This window comes from Streptacidiphilus rugosus AM-16, assembly GCF_000744655.1.
GTDB classification, from domain to species: Bacteria; Actinomycetota; Actinomycetes; order Streptomycetales; family Streptomycetaceae; genus Streptacidiphilus; species Streptacidiphilus rugosus.
In genome coordinates, this window is the sequence record NZ_JQMJ01000004.1 from 6,571,516 (window position 1) to 6,594,302 (window position 22,787).

Here is a 22,787-nt window from a genome sequence, read left to right on the forward strand (position 1 = left end):
CGGAAGCGTATCGACCGGGCCACGACAATCAAGCCCGCCGCCGCGCGACGGCCTCGGGGCGTGCCCCCTCGCCCGGCGCCGCGGCCACGGCGGTGAGGGCGCTCAGCTCGGCCAGTTCGGCGTGGACGGCGTCGGTGAGGCCCCGCGGGTCGTGGTGGGCGTCGGCGAGCCCGTGGACGCCCAGGTGCACCTTGTCCCTGAGGCGGGAGACGGCGACCGCCACCCGGTGGCCGTGGGCCAGCGGCGCCAGCGGATGGACCGCGGCGAGCGGGGCGCCACCCAGCGTGAAGGGCAGGCCCGGCAGCGGGACGTCGCTGATCAGGGCGTCGAAGAGGAGCGCCGCCGAGGGCCGCAGCAGCGGGCCGGTGAAGCGCTGCACTCCGGCCGGCAGCAGGTCGGGGAGGGTGGCCACCGCGCCCGCGCCGCGGAGCGGCCCCTTCTCCTTGTGCGCCGACATCGCCTCGTGGATCCGGTGCAGCCGGACCAGCGGGTCGGCTTCGGCGAGCGGCAGCGTGACCAGGAATCCGGAGAGCTGGTTGCCCAGCTCGGCCTCCCCCGCCCTGGGCCGGTGGCTCACCGGCACCAGCACCTGGGTACGGCGGGCGGCCGGGTCGTAGCCGAGTTCGAGGAACCAGCGCCGCAGCGCGCCGGCGAGCACGACCAGGGTCATGTCGTGGAGCGTGCCGCCGAAGGTGCGCCGCAGTTGGCGGAGCTCGCGCAGGTCCAGCGAGGCGAGCGAGACGACGGGCCGGCCGGGCTCCCCCGAGGTCGAGGGCGAGGTGCGCAGCGGCGTCGTGGCAGGCAGCAGCAGCGGGCTGCCCAGGGGCTTGCGCGGCACGCCGACGAGGTGGCCGTGGTAGGGCGCGGGGACGACCGGGCGTCTGCCCTGGCCCAGCCGGGTGCCGACACTGGTGGCGACGTCGGCCAGGATCCCCGCCGAGCGCACGGTGCGGCGCACCAGCCGGTCCACCCCGGACCAGAGCGGCTGCCCCGCCCCGGCGGAGCCCTGGTCGGCGGGATCGGCGGGGTCAGGGCCGACGGCATCGGGGGCGACCGCCTCGGCCAGCGCCCGGCCGCGGCCGAGGCGGTCCAGCAGTCTGACCGCCACCTCCACCGCGCGCAGTCCGTCGGCGGCGGCGTGATGCAGTTTCAGCAGCAGGTCGAAGCCCAGCTCCGGCCGCCCGTCGGTGAGCAGGTGCAGCTCCCAGGGTGCACGGTCCCGCGCCAGCGGCGCCGCCATCAGCTCGGCGGTCAGCCGCTCCAGCGCACCAGGACCGACCAGTCCGTGCACGCGCACGTGCCGCAGCGCGTCAAAGGACGGGTCCTCGACCCAGCGCGGCGGGTCGAACGGGTTCCACGGCACGTGCACCCGCTGCCGCAGGCGCGGCGCCTGCTCGGCGCGCCCGGCCAGCAGGGTGGCCAGGGCGGCGGGGTCGGCGGGGCCACCGGGGCCGAACCTGAGCAGCGCCCCCAGGTGCATGGGGGACCGGGTGGACTCCAGGCTCCAGAACGTCATGTCCAGAGCGCTGAGACTCGCGGTCGTGGCCGCCACGGGCACCGCCTCTTCGGGTGGGTGGGTCGGGGTGGGTTCGCACTGGGGAACGGCTCCACCCTGACGGACGCCCCTTGCGGCCCGCCTAAGACCCGCCTCACCATGGGTCGATTCCGCTCCCGTCCGCGTCGTCCTCGCCGAGCACCGAGACGACGGCGTCGACGAAGGTGGTCTCCAGCATGGAGTGGGCGGCGGTGTCCGTCGTGGGCCCGAAGCCCGCGCTGTAGACGGCCGCGGTGACGGTGAAGTCGTCCCCGACCGGGAATGTGGCGAAGGTCCAGCCCTGCTCGTCGGGACCCGTTCCGTGGTCGACTCCGTGGACGGTGACCCGGTCCCCGTCCAGGCCGAAGCCGAAGTCGGTGAAGCGGAGCTGCATGCCGAGACCGATCGCCTTGCTGTACGCCTCCTTGAGCGTCCACAGCCGGACCAGCTCGGGGTCGCGCCGCTCGGGCGGCAGGCCGGCGACGAAGGAGAGCTCGTCCTGGGTGCACCAGTGCCGGGCCAGCCCCTGCTCGTAGAACTCGCGGCGGGCGTCCTCCACGTCGACGCCCACGAAGCCGTGCGAGGTGATGCCGACCAGGATCAGCCCCTCGGTGTGACTGAGGCTGATGTCCAGGGCGTCGTTGCCGCGCAGGTAGGGGCGGCCGGTGGAGCGGTAGCCGAGTTCCACCGCGTCCGGCGGGACCTGCAACGCCGCGCCCGCCGCGAACTTGAGCAGGATGCGGGAGGAGGCGAAGCGGTTGCGCACGTCGGGCCTGGCCAGCTCCAGATAGCGGTTCCAGTCCCGGCCCAGCAGACGCCGCAGCCGAGGACCGGCGGCCTCGTGGGGGCGCCAGTCCTCGGTGCGGGCGTAGACGAGCGTGGTGCCGCGCAGGGCCAGGTCAGCTCCGATCTGCTGCCAGGGCCCTTCCGGTCCGGTGATCCGGATCGGCGTGCCGATCGTCGCCGGCGTCGCTGGGTGGGGCGACGCGTTCATCGAAGTCCTCCAGATTCTGCTTGAGCGCACCGAGCACCTCGGCGGCGAGCGCGCCGTCGACGACGCGGTGGTCGAACGCGAGGCCGAGCCGCATGACCGGAGCCACGGCCAGGCTGCCCGCCCGCACCACCGGCCGGTCGAGCACCCGGCCCAGGTTGACGGTCAGTGCGGTGCCGCCGGCCGAGTGGAAGCCGTCCACGACGCCGTGGCCCAGGGAGCTGACCGAGACGGTGCCGAAGACCTGCTCGCGTCGGCGCGGGTCGCGCAGGACGCGGGCGAAGGCCAGCCGGCCGACGGGCACGGGCAGCCGGCCCAGCGCCCGCACCCCGTCGAACTCCGGCAACTCGCCCAGGTCGGCGGCGCGGTAGCGGTCCAGGCGCAGCTGGATCTCGTCCAGGTCCGCCCGGTCCACGCCCGGCAGCAGCGCCGACAGCACCCGGCGCTGCCCGTCCAGCCGCCGGTCCAGGGCGAGCTTCGCGGTGACGCCCCCGGTGAAGCGGGTGATCCGCGGGCCGCGCCAGCGACTCGGCCAGCCCGGCGCCATCACCGCGTTGGCCTCGGGGTGCGCGGCCAGCGCGCGGCCCACCGCGTGCAGCACGTAGCTGACGTAGGAGTAGCCGCGACCCGCCTCGCGGGAGGCGGTGCGGTGCGCCACCACCCGCCCCATGTCCACCTCGGTGTCCAGGAAGACCGGGCGCTGCCGGTCCGCGGACTCCAGGAAGTAGAGCGTGTGCCGGCGGCCGGTGACCGGCTCGGTCCGGGGCGCGGCGGCCGGCCCGGTCGGGGGCGCGGTCATCCCGCCACCGCCACCTGTCGGATCTGGTCGAGGCTGCGGGCCTCCAGCACCCGGCCCACAGGCACCCGCGTGCCGGTGGCCCGCTCCAGGGCGGAGACGAGCTTGAGCAGGTGCAGCGAGTCCCAGCCGGGCAGCGCGTCGAAGTCGCGGTGCAGCGCCTCCGCGTCCAGGTCGAGGCCGGTGGCCTCACGCACCAGCGTGAGGTAGTCGTCGGCGGTGGAGATCAGGGTGGTCACGGACAACTCCCAGCGTGTCGGAGGCGGTTCGGTGGGTCGGGGAGGCGGCGCGGCCGCGGCATCACAGCTTCTCCAGCGCGAACCCCGCCTTGATCCACTTGCTGGACTCGACCGCGACGGCCAGCGCCTTCTGGCCGCTGGCCATCTGCTGCAGCAACCGCTCGGTCTGCAGGAAGGGCAGCGCGTTGCCGTTGTTCCCCGTCTCCGCGACGCAGGAGACCTCGACGGCGGTCGGCAGGTCCAGGTCGGCGACGATCCTCGCGGTCATCACGCCCGACAGTTGTGGCGGCAGCAGATAGTTCAACTCCTCCGGGGACCAGCCGAGTTCGCCGAGAAGCTCCCAGAGGATCTCCCCCGCCATCACCGGCACCGACTCCTCGATGGCCTTGTAGTCCTCGTTGATGGCCTGCTTGTCGCTGTCGCGGTCGGCGACGCCGAACCACTCGATGACCTGGCCCGGCTTACGGCCCAGTCCGGTCACCCGGTTCAGCACCCGGCGCAGCGCGACGGCCTCGCCGACCGGCTCGGGGCCGAGCACGGCCGCGCCCGCCCCGTCGCCGAACAGCACGTAGTTGACCAGCTCGCTCGGCGCGGCCGAGGCGAGGTCGCGGCGCAGGTCGAGGTGCTTGCTGCAGACGTCGCCGCCGATCACCAGGCCGGTCGCGCCGGTGCTGGTGACCAGGGTGCGGGCCAGGTCGAGCGCCTGCACCGCCCCGGCGCAGCCGGACTGCAGCTGGTAGGTGGGGATCTGGTCCAGTCCCAGCAGGTCGGTCACGTGGTTCACGGTGGCCGGCATCAGGGTGTCGGGCGTGGCGGTGCCCATCACCACGAAGTCGATGCCGGACGGGTCCAGCCCGGCCGCGGCCATCGCCCGCTCCCCCGCCGACGCGGCCAGGTCGGCGAGGTTCCACCGGACCTCGCCGGTGGCGAAGTCGCGGGCGAAGTGGCGGGTCTTCGTGCCGATGAAGAGCTCGATCCACTCCTCGCTGACTCCCAGCGTCTTGGCCAGCTGGGCGTTGTCCACGGGGTCGCCCGGCAGGGCGGTTCCCAGGGAGACCAGGAATGCGTCCTCGGTCTGCGTCACCTTCTCCACCTTCTCCTCGATGCGTCGCGGTCAGGAGGCCGCGACTGCTGCGGTGCTGCGCTGCTCGTAGAAGCCGATCAGCTCGCCGAGCGAGCCGAGCGCCGGCAGCAGTTCCGGCACGGAGACCTCGCCGATCTCGGGAAGTGCCTTCTCCAGGTCCTTCTTCAGCTCCATCACGGTCACCGAGTCGAAGCCGAGGTCCTCGTAGAGCCGTGCCTGCGGGGAGAGTTCGTCGAGCGCGTAGCCGCCGATGGCGGCGATCGCCTCGGCGACCCGCTCGGCCACCCGGCCGCTGAACGCGGCCCGGCTCGGGGCCAGGCGGACGACGCCCCGCTCCCGCTCGGCCTGGGCCCCGGCGCCCTCTGGGGCGAAGCCGGTCGGCGCCGGCGCGGACGCGAGCCCGGTCCTGGCGTGCCGGGTGGCCGGCGCGACCCAGAAGCGGTGCGCGTCGGAGAACGCGTACGGGGCCAGACGGGCCTGGCTGCGCTGCTCCTCGGAGTAGAAGGCCTCCCAACGGGGGTTCAGGCCGTCCTGGTACAGCTGGGCCAGCAGCCCCGCCAGGTCGTGGCGGCCGGACTCGGCCGTCGGCAGCGGGTGCAGGTTGCGCAGGCCCGCGGGCGGACGCAGCCGGCGGACCAGACCGCCGAGCACCGGACGGGGCCCGATCTCCACGGCGTGGGTGGGGCCTGCCGCCAACAGCGCCTCCGCGCCGTCGGCGAAGCGCACACCGGCGGAGATGTGCTCCGTCCAGTAGTCGGCGTCCATCGCCTCGCCGGGCTCCAGCAGCCGACCGCGCACGGTCGAGTAGACGGGCAGCCTGGTCACCCCGCCGATGCCGCGCGCCGCCTCGGCGAAGTCGGCCAGCATCGGCTCCATCAGCGGCGAGTGGAACGCGTGCGAGACGGTCAGCCTGCGGACCTCCAGGTCCGCCTCACCCAGTTCGAGTGCGATCCGGTCGAGCGCGGCCAGGTCCCCGGAGAGCACGGTCTGGCGCGGCCCGTTGACCGCGGCGACGCCGACCAGCGGCTCGCCGACGAGCAGCGGGGCGATCTCCGCCTCGGGCGCGAAGACCGAGAGCATGCCGCCGCCGTCCGGCAGCGCGTCCATCAGCTGGCCCCGGGTGGTGATCAGCCACGCGGCCTGGTCGAGGGTCAGCGCCTCGGCCACGACGGCCGCCGCGTACTCGCCCACGCTGTGGCCCAGCAGCATGGCGGGCTCGACGCCCGTCTCCTGCAGGGTGCGGGCGAGCGCGTAGCCGACCGCGAACAGGGTCGGCTGGGCGAAGCCGGTGCGGTGCACCCGCGGATCCTCGGAGCGGAGCAGTTCCACCACCGACTCGCCCAGGTGCGGCCGGAGGGCCGCGTCCGCACGGTCCAGCTGCCTCCGGTAGGCGGGCGACTCCCGGTACAGCCGCATGGTCATGCCCGGCGACTGGACGCCCTGCCCGGCGAAGAGGAAGGCGGTGGTCGGCCGGCCGGTGGGCCGGTTGGCGTGCCGGGTGAGCAGGTCGTCGTCGGCCGCGGCGGCGCGCAGGGCGGCGGAGAGCCGCCCCAGGTCGTCGGCGGGCAGCGCGAAGCGGATCCGGTGACCGGTCTTCACCTGGTTGCTGCTCCAGCAGACCCTGGCGACCGGCATCCGGCGCCGGTCCAACTCCTCGGCCTGGACCAGCAGGTTGCGCCGCAGCGCCTCCGGGGTCACCGCGCTGAGGGTGAACACGCCGCCGTCCGAGGCCGCCTCGTCCGCGGCTCCTCCGCCGGCGACGGGCCGGACGGCCTGTGACGGGGCCGAGGCGAGGACCGCGTGGGCGTTGGTGCCGCCCATGCCGAAGCTGCTCAGTCCGGCGACGCTGCTGTCGCTCGGCAGCCGCAGCGGGGCCTTGAGCAGCTTGATCCCCTGCTCGGCCAGCTTCAGCTTCGGGTTCTCCCTGGTGGCGAACCGGCTCGCGGGGACCACCCGGTGATGGAGCGACAGGGCGACCTTGATCAGCCCGGCGATGCCGGCGGCGCCCTCGGTGTGCCCGAGGTTGCCCTTGACCGAGCCGAGCGCCATCGGCTTGTGCGCCCGCGAGGAGTGCAGCGCGCCCAGGGCCTTCGTCTCCATCATGTCGCCGAGCTCGGTCCCGGTGCCGTGGCCCTCGGTGAAGACCACCTCGGCGGGGTCGATCTTGGCCCGCCGGTAGGCGGCCTCCAGCACGGCCTGCTGGGCCCAGCGGTTGGGCGCGGTGATGCCGTTGCTGCGCCCGTCCTGGTTGACCGCGGTGCCGCGGATCACCGCGTACACCTGCTGGCCGTCGGCCAGGGCGTCCTCCAGCCGGCGCAGCACCACGACGCCCACGCCCTCGCCGCGGCCGATGCCGTCGGCCTGGGCGCTGAACGGCTTGCAGCGCCCGTCCGGCGCGGAGAGTCCCGCCTGGGTGTAGAAGATGCTGAGCGCGGGCGAGACGGTGACGTTGACGCCCGCGGCGAGTGCCGTGTCGCACTCCTCCGCGAGCAGCGCGTTGCAGGCCAGATGGACCGCGACCAGCGAGGACGAGCAGGCCGTGTCCACGGCCAGGCTCGGGCCCTTGAGGTCGAGGTGGTAGGAGATCCGGTTGGCGGTCATGCAGTAGCCGTTGCCGGAGCCGACCTGGGCGGTGATCCGGTCGTAGTCGGTGAGGTGACGGTGGGCCCACTCGTTGCCCATGATCCCGACGAAGACGCCGGTGTCGGAGCCCGCCAGGGAGGCGGGCGCGGTGCCGGAGTCCTCCAGGGCGCGCCACGCGGTCTGCAGAAGCAGCCGCTGCTGCGGGTCCATGGCGGCCGCCTCGCGCGGCGAGATGGTGAAGAACTCGTTGTCGAAGGCGTCCGGGTCGTCGATGAAGCCGCCCTGGTCGGTGTTGGACGAGCCCTCGCCGCCGTCGGAGGAGCGGAACTCGGTCGCGTCCCAGCGGTTGGCCGGCACCTGGCCGACCGCGTCGCCCGAGCGCATCAGCAGCTCCCAGTAGGCGCGGGCGTTGGCCGCGCCGGGGAAGCGGCAGTCGAGGCCGACTATCGCGATCTCTCTCATCGGCCGTCACCCGACTGGGTCTCGAACTCCTCCAGCAGGTGGGTCGCCAGCGCCTCGATGGTCGGGTAGTCCCAGGCCACGGTCGGCTCCAGCACGAGGTCGAAGTCCTCCTCGATGTCGCCGCAGAGGCTGAGCGCGGCGACGGAGTCCAGGCCGTACTCGGCCAGCGGCACGGTCGGGTCGATCTGGTCCGGCGTGCGCTTGAGGTAGACCGCGATGCGGTCGACCAGCCAGACGCCGAGCGACTGGGCGGTGTGCTGGGCGGGGCGTGCGGCGATGTCGGTCATGGAGGCCTCCTGGCGGGCTTGCGGGTTCAGTACGGACGTGGGTCGGGCGGACACGGTGCGCTCAGCCCGCGAGGGGCGTGTCGTAGAGGTCGAAACTGCGGCGCTCCTCGAACCGGCGCAGCAGCTCCTGGTGCACCCGCTCGGTGCAGGAAGCGGGCAGGGCGGACGGCTGGTAGCCGAGCCTGCGGACCAGCCGGTCCAGGGCGGCCGCGGCCCAGGCGGGGTCGGCCAGGAAGGCGTCCTCCTCGCCCGCGCCGCGGGCCCGGGCCTGTCGCCACACGCCGAGCACGGCGGCGCCGGCCAGCACCACGGTGTAGCGGTCGGCGAGCGCGAAGCTGGCGGGAGAGGCCAGTGCGGTGCGGTCCTCCAGCGAGAGCGCGAGGCTCTGCTCCTGCACCTGGCGCAGCTCGTCCATCAGACGCAGCGCCAGCACCTGCAGCGCCACCTCCTCCGGTGAGCCGTCCGGCAGGTCGTCGACGGAGGCGACCAGCGCGGCCGAGAGGCTGTCCCTGCCGCTGGCCAGTGCGAGCCGCTGATACGGCACCGGCGGCAGTTCGGCGTCCGGCTGGAACAGCGCGTCCGGGGCCGGCTCGTCCTGGAACCAGGAGCGCCGGGCCAGCCGGGGCAGCTGGGGGATGATGGTGGCCTGGCAGGCGGCGGAGCCGGCGTGGCCCAGGCTGAGCACCGGCAGGTCCCTGATGTGCTTCTGGAAGATGCCGAACTCGCCCTCGCGGACGTAGAACCGCGCGCCCAGCACGATCGACAGCTCGTACATGGTCTCGGTCAGCAGCTTGGGCACCAGGTACTTGACCGCGGAGCCGTAGACGCTGGTCTCCTCCGGCAGCAGGTGCACCGAGCGGGTGCCGACCAGGGAGAGGCTGTCGCTGATCAGCAGGTCCAGGAAGGCGTTGCCGAGGGTGGCCCTGGCGTGCGGGATGTCCATCACGGACTTCTTGTAGAGCCGGCGGCCGAGCGCGAAGGAGACCACCGTGCGCAGCGCCGTGTCGGCCGCGCCCAGCGCCATGCCCGGCACCGCGCTGCGGGTGATCTGGAAGGAGCGCAGCGCCAGTTCGACGCCCTGCCCGACGCTGCCGACCAGCGCCTCGGCCGGGACCGGAGCCTCGTCGAAGTCCAGGCCGGACAGCTGGCACCCGCGCACGCCCACGGTCTCGTAGCGCGGCAGCACGGTCAGCCGCTCGGGGTCGACCTGCTCGCGCTCGACCATCAGCACCGAGTGGCTGCGCGAGCCGGGCGCGGTGTCGGTGCGGCTGAACAGCAGCCAGGCGTCGGCACGGGCGGCGTTGTTGATGACCTGCTTGGCGCCGTGCAACGTGAACGAGCCGTCGGGCTGCCGCCTGGCCTCGAACTCGTTGCGCACGAAGTCGTTGCCGTGCGCGAGCTCGTGGTACGCCACCGACACCCGGCCGCCGCGCAACAGGATCTCGGCGAGCCTGGCGCGCTGGGCCTCGCTGCCCTGGGTCCAGACGTTGACCGAGGCCATGAACGAGGTCACGCCGTAGCCGAGGCCGAGCGCGACGTCCCTGCGGAACACCTGCCGCAGCACCCGCACCAGGGTGTCGATCCGCTCCAGCCTGCCGCCGTGCTCCACGGGCACGAACTCGGCGTTCAGCTCCAGCGCCTCCAGGGCCTTCTCCCCGGCCGCCGACAGCTCGCCGGCCTCGTCGGCCTCCAGCAGCCGGGCGTAGCCGACGGGGTTGGCGGCGTCGCCAGGATCGCCCAGCGCAGCCTCGATCTCGGCGACCCGAGCCGCGGCGCGGAGCTCCTGGCCGGTCATCATGATGCCTCCTCAATGGCCTCAAGGGCGTGGTGACCGGCGGCGTGCACCGCTCGGTCCGACGTGTGCGACGGGGGCTGCAGCGACGGGGGCTGCAGCGACAGCGGCAGCAGGGAGACCAGCCGGCCGGCGTCGCGCAGGGCGAGCGCCGTGTCCAGCACCGCGTCCAGTGCCTCGGCGTCGTCCGCGTCGGGCAGGCCCAGCTGGGTCAGCAGCCGGGAGAGCGCGGCGCGCAGCCACAGCGCGTGCTGCCACAGCTCCGCTGTACCGCCCCGCTCGGCCTCCGCGCGGGTGTGCACCCACAGGCCGACGCAGCCGGCCGCGGCGAAGCAGAGCGCGTAGCGGCGGGCCGCCTCGAAGGCCGCGGGCGGGACCTCGGTCACCGCGTCCTGGTGCCCGGCCATCTCCTCGTGCACCTGGTCGACCAGCGGCAGCAGCCGCTCGGCGGCGGCCAGGGCGGGCTTCAGCGCCGGGTCCTCGGCGGCGGCGCGGCGCAGCTGCTCCACCGAGCCGGGCAGCGAGGCGATCACGCCGCTGCCGTGCCGGGCCACCAGCGACAGCCGTTCCGGCGCCAGCGGGGGCAGCGGCTCGGCCAGCCGGTAGGCGCGGACCGCCCCGGTCACGTCGCCGCTGCCGCGCCGGTGCCCGCGCGCCAGGCTGCGGAACTGGCTGACCAGCGAGTTCAGGTTGACCAGCGTGTTGCCGTCGAAGAGTCCGACGATGCGGTGGTCCCGGTCGACCTTCTGGAACCGGCCGTCCGCGTAGACGCCCTTCAGGAAGGCCCGCGCGCCGAGCAGCCGGGTGAGCGCGCTGATCACGCCCTCGGTACGGGTCGGCACCAGGTACTTGGTGACCGCGGCGCTGACCGAGAGCTCGGCCGGGGCGACGTGCACCAGCCGCGCCGCGATCAGCGACAGCGCCTCGTCGGTCAGCACGTCGGCCGTGCTCTCCGCCAGGGTGCGGCGCGCCTGCGGCAGTTCGACCAGGGTGCGCCCGTACAGCGTGCGGGTGCGGGCGAAGTCCAGGCCGAGCGCCAGCGCGTGGTCGGCCGCGCCGAGCGAGAGGGCCGCGCACATGGTCCGGGTGAGCTGGAGCGCCTTCAGCACCGTCTCCAGTCCGCCGCCCAGCGCACCGACGACGGCGTCGGCGGGGACGGGCGCCCGGTCGAACGCGATGCCGGAGATGTCGGCGCCGCGGATGCCGTGCGTGCGCACCTTGTCGAGATGTCGGTAGCTCTCGGCGGGCAGTTCTCTCTTGTCGACCAGCAGCACCGAGAAGGACCGCGGTCCGCCGGCCGGGTCGGTCCGGGAGAGCACCGAGAGCAGCGAGCCCCGGGTGGCGTTGTTGATCAGCCACTTCTCGCCGGAGACCAGGAATCCGCCGTCCGCGTCGGGCTCGGCGCAGACCTCGCCCGCCAGCAGGTCGCTGCCGTGGGCGCGCTCGGTCAGTCCCAGCGAGACCGGCAGTCCGGCGCGGATCGCGACGCCGAGCCTGCGCGCCTGCTCGTCGGTGCCGGACACCCAGACGCAGACGCCGCCCAGGTAGGTCTTGCCGTGGCCGATCGCGACGGTCAGGTCGCGCCGGGCCACGGTCCGCATGATCTGCAGCAGCTGCTCGTAGCTCTGCAGCCGCCCGCCGTGCTCGGCCGGCACGTAGTACTCGTGCAGTCCCAGCTCCTCGAGCCGGGCGCAGATCTCGGCGGGGAACTCCTCGCGCTCGTCCAGCGCCAGGCAGTTGGTGTGGCTGAAGACGGTGTCCCGCAGCTCGGGGTCGCCGAGCTGCCACTCCAGTCGCTCGGCCGTGCGGTAGGCGGCGTGGTCCACGGCTCAGCCCACCGGTTCCAGCACGGCGTCGACGCGGGAGACGATCTGGGCGGCGACCCGCTCCTCCACCTGCTCGTGCAGCGGCGCGAGCTTGCCCTCCAGCAGCAGCTTGCGCATCAGGGTGCGCTGGATCTTGCCGCTGGTGGTCTTCCTGATCGTGCCGGGACGGACCAGCAGCAGGCTGCCGTTGACCTGGAACTCACGGCTGATCAGGGCGCGGGCGGAGGCGAGCAGCGCGGGCAGGTCCGCGGCGGAGGCCGCGTTGGGGCGGATCTCCTGGACCAGCACCAAGTGCTCCTCGCCGTCGTCCACCGAGAACGCGGCGCCGCCGCCGACACCGAAAGCCGGGTCGAGGGACTGCACCTGCCGCTCGACGTCGTGGGGGTAGATGTTGCGGCCGTTGATCAGGATCATCTCCTTGAGCCGCCCGGTGACGTAGAGCTCACCGGCCTCGAACGCGCCCAGGTCGCCGGTGCGCAGCCAGCCGGCGTCACCGGCCGCCTCCGGGTCGGCGGACGGACGCAGCACCGCGTTGAAGATCTCCTCGTTGACCTCGGGGCGCTTCCAGTACCCGGCGGCGACGCTCTCGCCCTTGACCCAGATCTCGCCCACATGGCCCTCGGGCCGCTCGACGAAGGTCTCCGGGTCGACGATGCGGACGTCGAAGTCGGTGACGACGCCGCTGCTGACCAGGGTGCGGACGCCGGCGCCCGAGGCGTCGCTCAGCTCGCCCTGCTCCAGGGTCTCGGCGTCGACCTCGCGGTAGATCGGGGCCCGGCCGACGGGGGTGCCGGAGACCAGCAGCGTGGTCTCGGCCATGCCGTAGCAGGGGAAGAAGGCCTCGGCGCGGAAGCCGGCCGGGGCGAAGCGCTCGGTGAAGGCGCGCACGGTCTCCGGGCGGATCGGCTCCGCGCCGTTGCAGGCCTGCTCCCAGCTGCTCAGGTCGAGTGTGGCCAGCTGCTCGTCGGTGACCCTGCGCAGGCAGAGGTCGTAGGCGAAGTTGGGACCGCCGCCGGCGGTGACCCGGTGCTCGGTGATCATCTGCAGCCAGCGCAGCGGCCGCTTCAGGAAGGAGATCGGCGACATCAGCGCCGCGGATCCGCCCAGGTAGAGGGGCTGCAGGATGTGCCCGATCAGGCCCATGTCGTGGTAGAAGGGCAGCCAGCCGCCCAGGCGGGTGTCCTGGTGGCCCTGGATCGCGTGCTGGATCGCCAGCTCGTTGGCGAGCAGGTTCCGGTGGGAGACCATGACGCCCTTGGGGGTGCTGGTCGAGCCCGAGGTGTACTGGAGGAAGGCGAGCGACTCGGGGGTCAGGCTCGGCGCGGTCCAGGCGGCGGCGTCACCCTGGTCTGCGGCGTCGCTCGCGAGCACCGCGACGTCGGTGATGCCGGCCTCGCGCAGCCAGGCGCTGATGTTCGGCTCGTTGGCCGAGTCGGTGAGCACCGCGCGCACCTCGGCGTCCCGCAGGATGCCGGTGACCCGCGCGAAGTGGTTGCCCTGGTCGCCCGGGAGCGGCGCGGGAACGGCGACCGAACCGGCGTAGAGGCAGGCCGTGAAGGCCTTGATGAAGTCCAGCCCGGAGGGGTAGAGCAGGAGGACCTGCCCGCCGGACGCCCCGTGCTGCTGCAGCCAGGAGGCGATCCGCTTCGCCTCGACGTCGAGCGCCGCGTAGGTCAGTCGCTCGACGTCGCTGCTCGACGCGTTGTCGTGCAGGAAGATGAACGCGTCCTTGGTCGGCAGGTCGGAGGTGCGCTGCAGCACCAGTTCCGTGAAGGTCTCGAAACTCTTCAAGGTCGTTCCCTCGCCTCGATTGGCTGTCGACGGATCTCTGGCCGGCTGGCACCGGTGTACCGATGCTCACCGACCGGCCTTAAGCCCTTCTTGCGCCCACCCCGCCGCTCGTCGGCTCCTCCTGGTGCTGGTCCAACTGCCGCCACAGAGCCGCCTCCTGGGCGCTCGGCGGGGTGCCGCGGACCAGCCGCTCGGGGTGGCCGGGCGCGGGCCTGTCGTCGAGGTCGGCGACGAGCGCCGCCGCGTACTCCGGGGTGACCAGGCCGAAGAAGCAGCCCGACTGGACCAGGCCGCGGTAGACCTCACGACCCAGCAGGCGGAGCCACCAGCGCAGCCGGAACGGCAGCCGCGGCGGCCTGCGGTCGCGGGCGGTGCGTGGGGAGGTCATACCGCCCTCACCAGGCGACCGGGAGCGAGCTGACCCCGGTGATGAGACGGCCCGAGGTGCGCGGCACCTGTTCGGCGGGGATCGCCAGGCGCAGCGTGGGAAAGCGGGCGAACAGGGTCGACAGGGCGATCTGCAGCTCCGCACGGGCGAGCCCGGAACCGAGGCAGTAGTGGATGCCGTGGCCGAAGCTCAGGTGCGCGTTCACCGACCGGCCGAGGTCGAGCCGGTCGGGCTCGGCGAAGCGGGCCGCGTCCCGGTTGCCCGAACCGAGCGAGGGCAGCACCGCCTCCCCCGCCCGGATCAGCCGCCCGTCCAACTCCACGTCCTCGACCGCGATCCGCAGCAGCGTCTCGTCACCGGGAAGGTGCAGCCGCAGCAGCTCCTCGACGGCCGCGGGCACAGCGTCCGGGTCGGTCAGGGTCCTGGCCGGCTGCTCGGGGTGGGCGAGCAGCGCGAGCACGCTGTTGCCGATCTGGTTGACGGTGGTCTCGTGGCCGGCCACGAGCAGACTGACGCCGAGGAAGACCAGCTCCTGCTCGCTCAGCCGGTCCTGCTCCCCGTCGCGGACCTGGACCAGCGCGGAGAGCAGGTCGTCGCCCGGCCGCACGCGCTTCTCGGCGAACAGGGCCGAGAAGTAGTCGCGCAGTCCGGCCTGCGCCGCCAGCATCTCCTCCGCGCTGCTGCCGGTGGTCGCGACGAAGGCCGCGGACCAGCGGGTGAACTGCTCCTGGTCGGCGAGCGGCACACCGAGCAGTTCGCAGATCACGCGCACCGGCAGCGGGAAGGCCAGCGCCTCGACGAGGTCGGCGCTGCGGCCCTCCGCCTCGCCACGGGCCGACATGTCGTCCAGCAACCCGTCCGTGAGCTCCTGGATCCTGGGGCGCAGCGAGGCGACCCTGCGCGCGGTGAACTCCCGTGACACCAGGGCCCGGACCCGCGCGTGCTCGGCCCCGTCGAGGTTGGGCAGGCTGGGGAAGCGCTGCGGTGCGGCCGCCAGCCGGGGCGCCCCCGGCTCCAGCGTGGCCGACCGGCTGAAGCGCGGGTCCGACAGCACCGTGCGCACCGCTTCGTACCCGGTGACCAGGTGCGCCAGGTCCCCACTGGGCATCCGCACCGGCGCCACCGGCTGCGCCTCGCGGAGCGCGGCGTAGTGCGGGCAGGGGGTGAGCGCGTCGGGGCGCGCGAAGGGGTAGGCCGGCGGCTCGGTGCTCGGCAACGCCTCGGTGCTCGCTGCGGACGGGGGCATCGCGGTTCCTCCTGGTCGCGCGGGGACGCGGTCGCCCCCAGCCTCCTGTGCGGCGCTAAAGCGCTTTTTGCGCGGCCGCCGGGCCGGGCGGGGCGAGCGGCGGGCCGGGGAACGGGCCGCCCGGCGCCGGCTCCGGAGCGTCGTGGGCGGGCGCGAAGCGCTGTCCCGCACGCCCGGGAAGAGGCGGAGGAAGCGCGTGCCCTGTTGGCGCCCGGACTCCGGGAGGCGCCGGCTGCGGAAGGGTCGGGCGGGTGGGCGGGTCGGCCTGAACGCCCCTACCGACGCCGGACGGCGAAGGACCCCGCCGGGACGGGGGTCGGCGGGGTCCTTCGGGGGGCCGTTCCCGCGTCGGCCGGTTCGGACGGTCGGCGGACGCGGGACGACAGGTCTGGCGGGTGGTCAGCGGGTCACCAGGAGGGGACGGACTCGATCTCCAGAACGGCCACGGTCCACATGAAGCCGACGCCGACGCCCATCGTGACGATCTTGTCCCCGGCCTTCACCCGGCCGGACTCGACCAGGTGGTTGAGGCCGAGCAGCTGGTCCGCGCCACCGCAGTGGCCGATGTCCTGGCCCCAGTCGTAGGTGGTCGTGGCCCGGTCGATGCCGAGGGTCATGTAGAAGGAGTAGGTCGCGATGCTCTCGGCGATGTTGGCGTGGACGAAGTGCTGCGTGTCCGCCAGCTTCGTGTCCGCGTCGTCCAGCGCCTCCTGCAGCACCTGACCGGCGTTGACCGTCATCTGGTTGATGGTCTGCTCGTAGGCGTCCTCGTGGCGCAGCAGGTAGTCGCGCTTGCGGGAGCGCAGGTCGACCGGCTTGCCCTCGGCGAAGGGGGCCGGGGTCCAGCCGGTGACACCGCGGTAGACCGGCTCCAGGGTCGCGTCGGTCAGACTGGCGGTGGAGAGCAGCCGGGCGAAGCCGCCGCGCTTGGACAGCACCAGCGCGCCCGCGCCGTCGCCGTAGACCTGCTGGTTGTCGCTGGCCCAACGGTCGAAGTAGGGCGGCTTGAAGGCGTCGGCGACGGTGACCAGCGCGGCCGTCTCGGACGGGCGCGCGCTCAGGTAGGAGGCGGCCAGTTCGACGGCGGCGAGCCCGCCGTTGGAGCCCTGCTTGATCTCCAGCGCGGTGCCGCGACCGCCGATCGTCTCGTTCTGGACGTAGTTGGCCGGCGTCCAGAACTCCTGACCCTGGTGGCCGATGGAGGCGTGCAGCAGCAGACCGAAGTCCTGGTCCTGGTGACCGGAGCGGTCGATCGCGCGGCGGGCCGCGGCCGCGGCCATGACCGGCGGCGCCTCCTCGTCGTTCGCGACGCGCACGGCGCGGATGCCGTTGCCGACGCTCTCCTCGGCGTCGTAGAGACCGAGTGCGACGGCCTCCTCCGCGGTCTGGACCTGCTCCGGCAGGTAGGCGCCGAGTCCGGCGACGTATACGTTCTCCCAGCGCATGCTGTCTCCAAGAGTGCGGGAAGGGGATGGGCGGCCCTAAGGTCCGGCGCCGAGCGCGGAACCAGTGTCGGCGGCGCCGCTAAAGGGACTCCTGTACCGGCTGCTCCGGCGTCCGGATGCTCCCAGGCAACGGCGAAGGGCGTGGCGACCGGCCGGAAGCCGGTGCGCCACGCCCTGTTGCTGACAAGCCGTCGGTCCGCTCAGCCCTGGACCGCGGAGGCGGCCGCGACGGCGGCGTCCGCGTCGGCGGGCAAGGAGGAGACGACCTCAGTGCTCTCCCCGGTCGCCTTCAGGCCGCGGAAGCCGAAGACGCCGACCAGCGCGCCGAGGGCGATCCAGATGAACAGCGCCCCGAAGCCGCGGTGCAGACCCTGGGTGAAGGCCGCGACCGGGTCCATGCCGTGCGCGACCAGGCTCGCGGTGCGGGTCTGCAGCACGGTCGCGGCGACCGTCAGACCCAGCGCGCCGCCGATCTCGCTCGACGAGTTGAGCAGCGCCGACACCACGCCCGCGTCCGACTCGGTGGCCTGGGAGGTCCCCACCATCGAGGCGGTGATCAGGCAGAGCACCAGACCGATGCCGAGCAGGGCGGTGACCGGCAGCAGCAGCGACCAGTAGCCGGCGTGCACCTTCGCGCCCAGCATCAGCGCCAGCGTCGCGCCCAGGGCCACCGTGCCGGCCAGGTAGAGGGCCCGCGGGCCGGTCTTGGCCACCATCTTCGACGCGGCCGGAGCCACGATCATCATGGCCAGGCTGGTCGGGATGTAGGCGAGACCGGTCTGCAGCGGGCTGTAGCCCAGCACCGTCTGCATGAACTGCGGCAGCAGGAAGAAGCAGGGCAGCATCACGCCGGCCGCCAGGATCTGGCCGAGCGCCGCCACGACGAGGCCCCGGCCGCGGAAGAGACGCAGCGGCACCAGCGGAGCGCTGCTGCGCTGCTCGACCAGGACGAAGACGACCAGCAGCGCCGCACCGCCCACGAGCGAGGCCAGGGTGACCGCGTCGCTCCAGCCGCGGCTGCCGATGGCGGTGATGCCGTAGACCAGCAGCAGCAGACCCGCGGTCGAGGTCAGCGCCCCCGCCAGGTCGGCCCGCTGACGCGGTCCGGTGCGGGCGGTCCGGCCGGGGATCAGCATCACCGCCGCGATCGCCAGCACCACGCCGATCGGGATGTTGATGTAGAAGGCCCAGCGCCAGCCGACGTCGATGATCGCGCCGCCCAGCAGGGTGCCGATGCTCGCGCCGATGCCGATGACCGTGCCCCAGATGCCGAAGGCCTTGGCGCGCTCCTGCGGGTCGGGGAAGCTGGTCACCATGATCGACAGTGCGGCGGGGGCGAGGCCTGCCGCGCCGAGGCCCTGCAGCGCCCGGGCGATCAGCAGCTGCTCGGTGCCGTGCGCCGTCCCGGCGAGGACCGAGCCGAAGATGAACAGCGCCATGCCCGCCAGCAGCACGCGCCGACGCCCGACGACGTCGGCGAGACGGCCGCCCATCAGCATCAGACCGCCGAAGAGCAGCACGTAGATGCTCATCACCCATTGGGTGTTGGCGATGGAGAGCCCGATCCCGCGCTGCAGCTGCGGCAGCATCACGTTCACGACCGTCGCGTCCAAACCGACCATGAACTGGACGGACGCCACGACGACCAGAATCCACCAGCGCCGCTTGTCGCCCTGGGCCGCACCTGCCTGGGCGACGAGCGGCGCAGTCCTCTCGTCGATACTCACGTTCGCTCCCTTCGCCCCGGCGCTCTGCCGGCGGCTTCGCCGCGACGGTGACACCCCCCGCTAAAGCCGCGGTTAGGCGACCTCCCGGGGCCCGCTGGGGCCCCGCCAGGGGCGCGGGGAACTGCGCGAGCAACCACCCTGCGCGGATGGCCCTGCGCGTTGAGGACCATCCGCACGCGGGTGGCTTGTCGCGCAGTTCCCCGCGCCCCTGAATGGTCGAGACGCCTCGCGCCCCCGAGGGGGTGCCACCGCTGGCTTCAGGGCCGCTTAAGGGCGTGTGCGTAGCGTCTCGGAGAGAGTGCGTCGCCGCACGGCGACCACCGACGGCACGTACCAGGAGGACTCCATGAAGGCCACCACGCTCTCCTTCCCGATGCACACCCAGCTGATCGCCTTCGGCCTGGAGCTGGCCGCGGTCGCCACCTACGGCGTCTGGGCCTGGCACAGCACCTCCGGCGTGCTGCGGATTCCGCTCACCGTCGCGTTCCCGCTGGCCATCGCCACCGCGTGGGGCACCTTCGCCACCGCCGGCGCGCAGGTCAGCGGGAAGACCGTGGTGGCCACGCCCGGGCCCGTGCGACTGGTGCTGGAGCTGGTCGTCCTCGGCGGCGCCGCATGGGCGCTGTTCGACCTGGGGGCCAAGACGCCCGCCGCGTTCTACACCGCCGTGCTGGTGCTGCAGCTGCTGATGACCCGCGACCGCCTGTGGTGGCTCGCGGGCCACTGACGCCGCGCCACCGACCGCTCCGGACAGCCCTCGCTTTAGCTCCGCCGCGCACCATCGCCCTGGCCCGGAGGCTCCGGGCGTCGGAGCACGGCGGAGGTAAGCACTGGTGAACATCAGACGGATCTTCTCGGCCGCGCCGCGGCCGCGCCTGCGCCCGCGTGCGCGGGTCACCGCAGAGACCACCGCAGCGGCCGCCCCGCCGTCGCGGGAGCCGCGGGTGTCGCCCGCGGCGGCCCCCACGCTGCGGCTGATCGTGACCGCCAGGGACGAACCCGCGGTCGGCATCGCCGCGTTCGAACTGCGCAGCGTCGACGGCGCGGAGCTCCCCTCCTGGGCGCCCGGCGCCCACGTCGAGCTGCTGCTGCCGGTGGACGGCAGGACGCTGCTGCGGCAGTACTCGCTGTGCGGCTCCCCCGCCGACCGCGACCGCTGGCGGATCGCCGTGCTGCGCGAGCCGGAGAGCCGCGGCGGCTCGGCCCAGCTGCACGACGCGGTGGCGGCCGGCGACGTGCTCGCGGTCCGCGGGCCGCGTGACGACTTCCCCTTCGCCGTCGGCGCACGGCATCTGTTCGTCGCCGGCGGCATCGGCATCACGCCGCTGCTGCCGATGATCGCCGCCGCCGAGGCCGCCGGGGCGGACTGGCGGCTTCTCTACGGCGGTCGCAGCCGCGCCTCGATGGCCTTCCTCGACGAACTGGCCGGCTACGGCGACCGGGTGCTGATCCACCCCCAGGACGAGCACGGACTGCTGGACCTGGACGCGGCCCTCGCCGATCTCGGCGAGGGCGCCGCCGTGTACTGCTGCGGTCCCGAACCGCTCCTCACCGCGCTGGAGCAGCGCTTCGCCGAGCTGCCCGACGCGGCGGACCGCGGCCTCTCGCTCCACGTCGAGCGCTTCGCCGCGGCGACGGCCGTGAACGCGGGACCGGGCGAGGAGTTCGAGGTGGAGCTGCGGCGCTCGGGCAAGGTCCTGCGGATCGCCTCGGACATGTCCATCCTGGACGCGATCGAGGAGGCCGGCGTGTCGACCTCCCCGTCGTGTCGTCAGGGCACCTGCGGAAGCTGCGAGACGACCGTGCTGGAGGGCGAGCCCGAGCACCGGGACAGCACCCTCAGCGAGGCGGAGCGCAGCGCGGGCGAGTCCATGCTCATCTGCGTCTCCCGCTGCCGCGGCGAGCGTCTGGTGCTGGACCTCTGACCCGGTCGACCTGACGCGCAAACGCTGTGAACCCCGGGCCGGAATTCCGGCCCGGGGTTCACCGTCTCACCAGGGAGACGTCAGCCGTCCGTGTTCACACGCGGCTGCCGGCGAGCGGGGTCGTCTCCGCGCCGACGGCCGGGACGCCGGTCTCCGCGGCGCTCGTGTGCTCCTCCTCCGGCTCACCGCCCTCGCTGACGCCGAACCGCTCGTGCAGCCTGCGCAGCGGCCCCGGCGCCCACCAGGCGCCGCGGCCCAGCAGCGCCATCACGGCCGGCACCAGCAGGGTGCGGACCACGGTCGCGTCGACCAGGACGGCGAAGGCCGCGCCGATGCCGAGCTCCTTGATGAAGGTGAGCCGCGAGATCCCCAGCGCGCCGATCGCCACGACGAAGAGCAACGCCGCCGAGGTGACGATGCCACCGGTGCGGGAGATGCCGACCGCGACGGCGGTGCGCTCGTCGGCGCCCTTGGCGCGGGCCTCCTTGATCCGGCCGAGCAGGAAGACGTTGTAGTCGGTCGAGAGGCCGAAGGCGAGCGCGAAGAGGATGACCGGCGAGGTCTCCTCCAGTGCGCCAGTCGCGGTGAAGTTCAGCAGGCCGCCGAGGTGGCCGTCCTGGAACACCCACACCAGCATGCCGAAGGCGGCGCCCACCGAGAGCGCGTTCATCAGCAGGCCCTGCACCGAGAGCCAGAGCGATCCGGTGAACAGGAAGAGCAGCAGCATGGTCAGCGCCGCCAGCAGCAGGCCGGCCGGCAGCAGGTGCGCGCCGATGCTCGCCCGCTGGGCCAGGAAGTCGGCGCTCGCGCCGGTGAACCTGGCGGTGGCCGGGGCGGGCACGTGCTCGAGCTGCTGCACGGTGGCCAGCGGACCGGCCTGGAGCGGCTGGCCGGAGAGCGAGGCGTCGATCTCCCAGTGGTTCGCGCCGAGGCGGACCGGCGCGGTCACGGCCCGGACGCCGGGGACCCGGCCGAGCGCGGTGGCGTAGTCGGCCATCGCGGCGGCGCTCGCGCCGTCGTCCAGCACGATCCGCGCCGAGGCGGGCTGCTGCGCGAAGGCGGTGGAGAGCTGCTGGGCCACCTGGCCCGAGCTGGTGGAGAGCGGCAGCACCGAGGAGTCGACGCCGCTGAACTTGATGCCGGCCGCCGGAGAGGCCACCAGCAGCAGCACCGCGACGCCGCCCACCGCGTAGAACGCCGGACGCCTCATCACGCCACGGGCCAGCCGCTCCCAGCGGCGCACCACGCGCTCGGCGCTCGTCGCCCGGCCGCGGCCGAAGGAGAGCGCGTCGATCCGGTGACCCAACGCCGCGAGCAGCGCCGGCAGCACGACCAGGGCGAAGAACGCGGCCGAGAGCACGGTGAGGATGCCGGCGCTGCCGAGCGAGCGCAGGTACGGCAGCGGGAAGACGAGCAGCGCGGACAGCGCCACGGCCACGGTGAAGGCGCTGAAGGCGACGGTGCGACCCGCCGTCAGCACCGTGCGCCGCACGGCCTCCCCGGTGCCCGCGACCTCGCGGGCGCGGTCGGCGGCCAGCTCCTCGCGGAAGCGGGAGACCATGAGCAGACTGAAGTCGATGCACAGGCCGAGTCCGAGCGCGAAGATCAGGTCCATGGCGCTCGCGGAGACCGAGGTGACGACGGTCAGCAGGCGGACCGCGGCCATCGCCAGCATCATCGCGAACACCCCGCCGAACAGCGGGATCAGCGCGGCGACCAGCCCGCGGAAGACGAAGAAGAGCAGGATCAGCAGGATCGGCATGGCGACGGCCTCGCCGAGCCCGAGGTCCTTGGTGGAGACCTGGGCGACCTGCACGTGGCCGGGGGTGGCCCCGCCCAGGAGCGTGGTGTCGCGCAGCAACGGATCGGCGGCGATCGCCTTCTGGAGCGCCGTCACCGCGTCGACGTCGTGCGGCGAGGCGATCGGGCCGACCTCGGCGACGACGGCGGTGCTGCGGCCGTCGGTGGAGATCAGTGCGGGCAGGTGTGCGCCGGCGTAGTCCAGCACCTGCTTCACCTCGGGCCGGGCGCGCAGCACCCGGATCGCCTCGGTCACCGAGGCGGGCACGGGCGAGTCCGCGCTGATCGGCTGGTCGGTGCGGACCAGCAGAACGTAGCCCTGCTGCGGGTCGATGCCCGTCGCGTGCTGGATCACCGTGCGCGCCGCGACGTTGCTGCCGCCCGGGTCGTCGTAGTCCGACGCCCCGTTGGTGAGCTTCTGCTGGAGCGAGCCGCCGACGGCGGCGGCCAGGAAGAGCAGGACCAGCGAGGCCAGCAGAGCCAGGCGGCGCCGGCGGTGGAGAACGGAGGCAAGTGTCTCGAACATGTCCTCAGCGCTTTCGTTCGGGGACAGTCAGTGCGGTCGGTCTTTGCATGCTTATGACAAGCAATGCCGGAAGGGCCGGGCACGGTGCGGGGGAACACCGTGCCCGGCCCTGGTCTCAGGCGGCGGTCAGTACGTCGTAGATGCCGCGCAGGCTGCGCTCGGCGAGCACCCGGCCCACCGGCACGCGGTTGCCGGTCTTCTTCTCCACCGCGGCGACCAGGCGCAGCGTCTGGAGCGAGTCCCAGGCGACGACGCGGTCGAAGTCGGACTCGAGGTCGCTCTCGGCGAGCGGCAGGGCCAGCTCGTCACGGACGAGCTCCAGGAAGGATTCCTCTGTGAGCATGG

Annotated in this window: 18 protein-coding genes; 2 read left to right on the plus strand and 16 right to left on the minus strand. The window is 73.4% G+C overall.

Annotation, left to right across the window (positions count from 1 at the left end):
- Window positions 1–28 precede the first annotated feature (28 nt).
- The 14 genes from BS83_RS38650 to BS83_RS38715 all read right to left on the minus strand — a co-directional run bounded on the left by BS83_RS38650 (window position 29) and on the right by BS83_RS38715 (window position 18,191).
- Complete coding sequence (locus BS83_RS38650; protein ID WP_051945015.1) at window positions 29–1,552, minus strand: wax ester/triacylglycerol synthase domain-containing protein; 1,524 nt, start codon at window positions 1,550–1,552, stop codon at window positions 29–31.
- A gap of 97 nt (window positions 1,553–1,649) precedes the next feature.
- Window positions 1,650–2,528: a 4'-phosphopantetheinyl transferase family protein gene (locus BS83_RS38655; protein ID WP_037607961.1), complete on the minus strand. Its 879-nt coding sequence runs from the start codon at window positions 2,526–2,528 to the stop codon at window positions 1,650–1,652.
- Window positions 2,434–3,324: a 2-oxo acid dehydrogenase subunit E2 gene (locus BS83_RS38660; RefSeq protein WP_063774316.1), complete on the minus strand. Its 891-nt coding sequence runs from the start codon at window positions 3,322–3,324 to the stop codon at window positions 2,434–2,436. The genes BS83_RS38655 and BS83_RS38660 overlap by 95 nt, the downstream gene beginning before the upstream one ends.
- Window positions 3,321–3,560 carry an acyl carrier protein gene (locus BS83_RS38665; protein ID WP_232248631.1) on the minus strand — a complete coding sequence of 80 codons (240 nt, stop codon included), beginning with the start codon at window positions 3,558–3,560 and terminating at the stop codon, window positions 3,321–3,323. Before BS83_RS38665 ends, BS83_RS38660 begins: the two co-directional genes overlap by 4 nt.
- A gap of 61 nt (window positions 3,561–3,621) precedes the next feature.
- Window positions 3,622–4,644: a 3-oxoacyl-ACP synthase III family protein gene (locus BS83_RS38670; protein WP_232248632.1), complete on the minus strand. Its 1,023-nt coding sequence runs from the start codon at window positions 4,642–4,644 to the stop codon at window positions 3,622–3,624.
- A gap of 30 nt (window positions 4,645–4,674) precedes the next feature.
- A complete protein-coding gene (locus tag BS83_RS38675) occupies window positions 4,675–7,689 on the minus strand; it encodes a type I polyketide synthase (RefSeq protein WP_037607963.1) in 3,015 nt (1,004 codons plus the stop codon).
- Window positions 7,686–7,976 carry an acyl carrier protein gene (locus BS83_RS38680; protein WP_037607965.1) on the minus strand — a complete coding sequence of 97 codons (291 nt, stop codon included), beginning with the start codon at window positions 7,974–7,976 and terminating at the stop codon, window positions 7,686–7,688. Before BS83_RS38680 ends, BS83_RS38675 begins: the two co-directional genes overlap by 4 nt.
- 61 nt (window positions 7,977–8,037) lie before the next feature.
- On the minus strand, window positions 8,038–9,774 hold the full coding sequence (locus BS83_RS38685) for an acyl-CoA dehydrogenase (RefSeq protein WP_051945018.1): 1,737 nt from the start codon (window positions 9,772–9,774) through the stop codon (window positions 8,038–8,040).
- Complete coding sequence (locus BS83_RS38690) at window positions 9,771–11,594, minus strand: acyl-CoA dehydrogenase family protein (protein ID WP_063774317.1); 1,824 nt, start codon at window positions 11,592–11,594, stop codon at window positions 9,771–9,773. The genes BS83_RS38685 and BS83_RS38690 overlap by 4 nt, the downstream gene beginning before the upstream one ends.
- A gap of 3 nt (window positions 11,595–11,597) precedes the next feature.
- Window positions 11,598–13,385: a fatty acyl-AMP ligase gene (locus BS83_RS38695; RefSeq protein WP_037607967.1), complete on the minus strand. Its 1,788-nt coding sequence runs from the start codon at window positions 13,383–13,385 to the stop codon at window positions 11,598–11,600.
- A 79-nt stretch (window positions 13,386–13,464) separates the two neighbouring features.
- Window positions 13,465–13,773 carry a DUF6059 family protein gene (locus BS83_RS38700; protein WP_037607969.1) on the minus strand — a complete coding sequence of 103 codons (309 nt, stop codon included), beginning with the start codon at window positions 13,771–13,773 and terminating at the stop codon, window positions 13,465–13,467.
- Between the two features lie 7 nt (window positions 13,774–13,780).
- Window positions 13,781–15,019: a cytochrome P450 gene (locus tag BS83_RS38705; RefSeq protein ID WP_037607971.1), complete on the minus strand. Its 1,239-nt coding sequence runs from the start codon at window positions 15,017–15,019 to the stop codon at window positions 13,781–13,783.
- A 407-nt stretch (window positions 15,020–15,426) separates the two neighbouring features.
- A complete protein-coding gene (locus BS83_RS38710) occupies window positions 15,427–16,464 on the minus strand; it encodes a ketoacyl-ACP synthase III family protein (protein ID WP_037607973.1) in 1,038 nt (345 codons plus the stop codon).
- Window positions 16,465–16,664: 200 nt separating this feature from the next.
- Window positions 16,665–18,191 (minus strand): DHA2 family efflux MFS transporter permease subunit, encoded by a 1,527-nt coding sequence (locus BS83_RS38715; protein ID WP_051945021.1) that lies wholly within the window; start codon window positions 18,189–18,191, stop codon window positions 16,665–16,667.
- Window positions 18,192–18,489: 298 nt separating this feature from the next.
- On the opposite strand from BS83_RS38715, the gene BS83_RS38720 reads away from it, so the two are divergent.
- Window positions 18,490–18,918, plus strand: coding sequence for a YrdB family protein (locus BS83_RS38720; RefSeq protein ID WP_232248633.1), 429 nt, complete (start codon window positions 18,490–18,492; stop codon window positions 18,916–18,918).
- 217 nt (window positions 18,919–19,135) lie between these two features.
- Window positions 19,136–20,116, plus strand: coding sequence for a PDR/VanB family oxidoreductase (locus tag BS83_RS38725; RefSeq protein ID WP_037610910.1), 981 nt, complete (start codon window positions 19,136–19,138; stop codon window positions 20,114–20,116).
- 94 nt (window positions 20,117–20,210) lie between these two features.
- On the opposite strand, the gene BS83_RS38730 is transcribed toward BS83_RS38725, so the two are convergent.
- Window positions 20,211–22,442 carry an MMPL family transporter gene (locus BS83_RS38730; RefSeq protein WP_037607975.1) on the minus strand — a complete coding sequence of 744 codons (2,232 nt, stop codon included), beginning with the start codon at window positions 22,440–22,442 and terminating at the stop codon, window positions 20,211–20,213.
- Window positions 22,443–22,557: 115 nt separating this feature from the next.
- Window positions 22,558–22,785: an acyl carrier protein gene (locus BS83_RS38735; protein ID WP_037607976.1), complete on the minus strand. Its 228-nt coding sequence runs from the start codon at window positions 22,783–22,785 to the stop codon at window positions 22,558–22,560.
- Between the last annotated feature and the right edge of the window lie 2 nt (window positions 22,786–22,787).

Bases quoted from the DNA above. Each gene is read 5' to 3' on its own strand.
- BS83_RS38675 (WP_037607963.1), bottom strand. From the start codon at position 7,689: ATGAGAGAGATCGCGATAGTCGGCCTCGACTGCCGCTTCCCCGGCGCG.
- BS83_RS38660 (WP_063774316.1), bottom strand. From the start codon at position 3,324: ATGACCGCGCCCCCGACCGGGCCGGCCGCCGCGCCCCGGACCGAGCCG.
- BS83_RS38700 (WP_037607969.1), bottom strand. From the start codon at position 13,773: ATGACCTCCCCACGCACCGCCCGCGACCGCAGGCCGCCGCGGCTGCCG.
- BS83_RS38735 (WP_037607976.1), bottom strand. From the start codon at position 22,785: ATGCTCACAGAGGAATCCTTCCTGGAGCTCGTCCGTGACGAGCTGGCC.
- BS83_RS38685 (WP_051945018.1), bottom strand. From the start codon at position 9,774: ATGATGACCGGCCAGGAGCTCCGCGCCGCGGCTCGGGTCGCCGAGATC.
- BS83_RS38705 (WP_037607971.1), bottom strand. From the start codon at position 15,019: ATGCCCCCGTCCGCAGCGAGCACCGAGGCGTTGCCGAGCACCGAGCCG.
- BS83_RS38680 (WP_037607965.1), bottom strand. From the start codon at position 7,976: ATGACCGACATCGCCGCACGCCCCGCCCAGCACACCGCCCAGTCGCTC.
- BS83_RS38710 (WP_037607973.1), bottom strand. From the start codon at position 16,464: ATGCGCTGGGAGAACGTATACGTCGCCGGACTCGGCGCCTACCTGCCG.
- BS83_RS38655 (WP_037607961.1), bottom strand. From the start codon at position 2,528: ATGAACGCGTCGCCCCACCCAGCGACGCCGGCGACGATCGGCACGCCG.
- BS83_RS38730 (WP_037607975.1), bottom strand. From the start codon at position 22,442: ATGTTCGAGACACTTGCCTCCGTTCTCCACCGCCGGCGCCGCCTGGCT.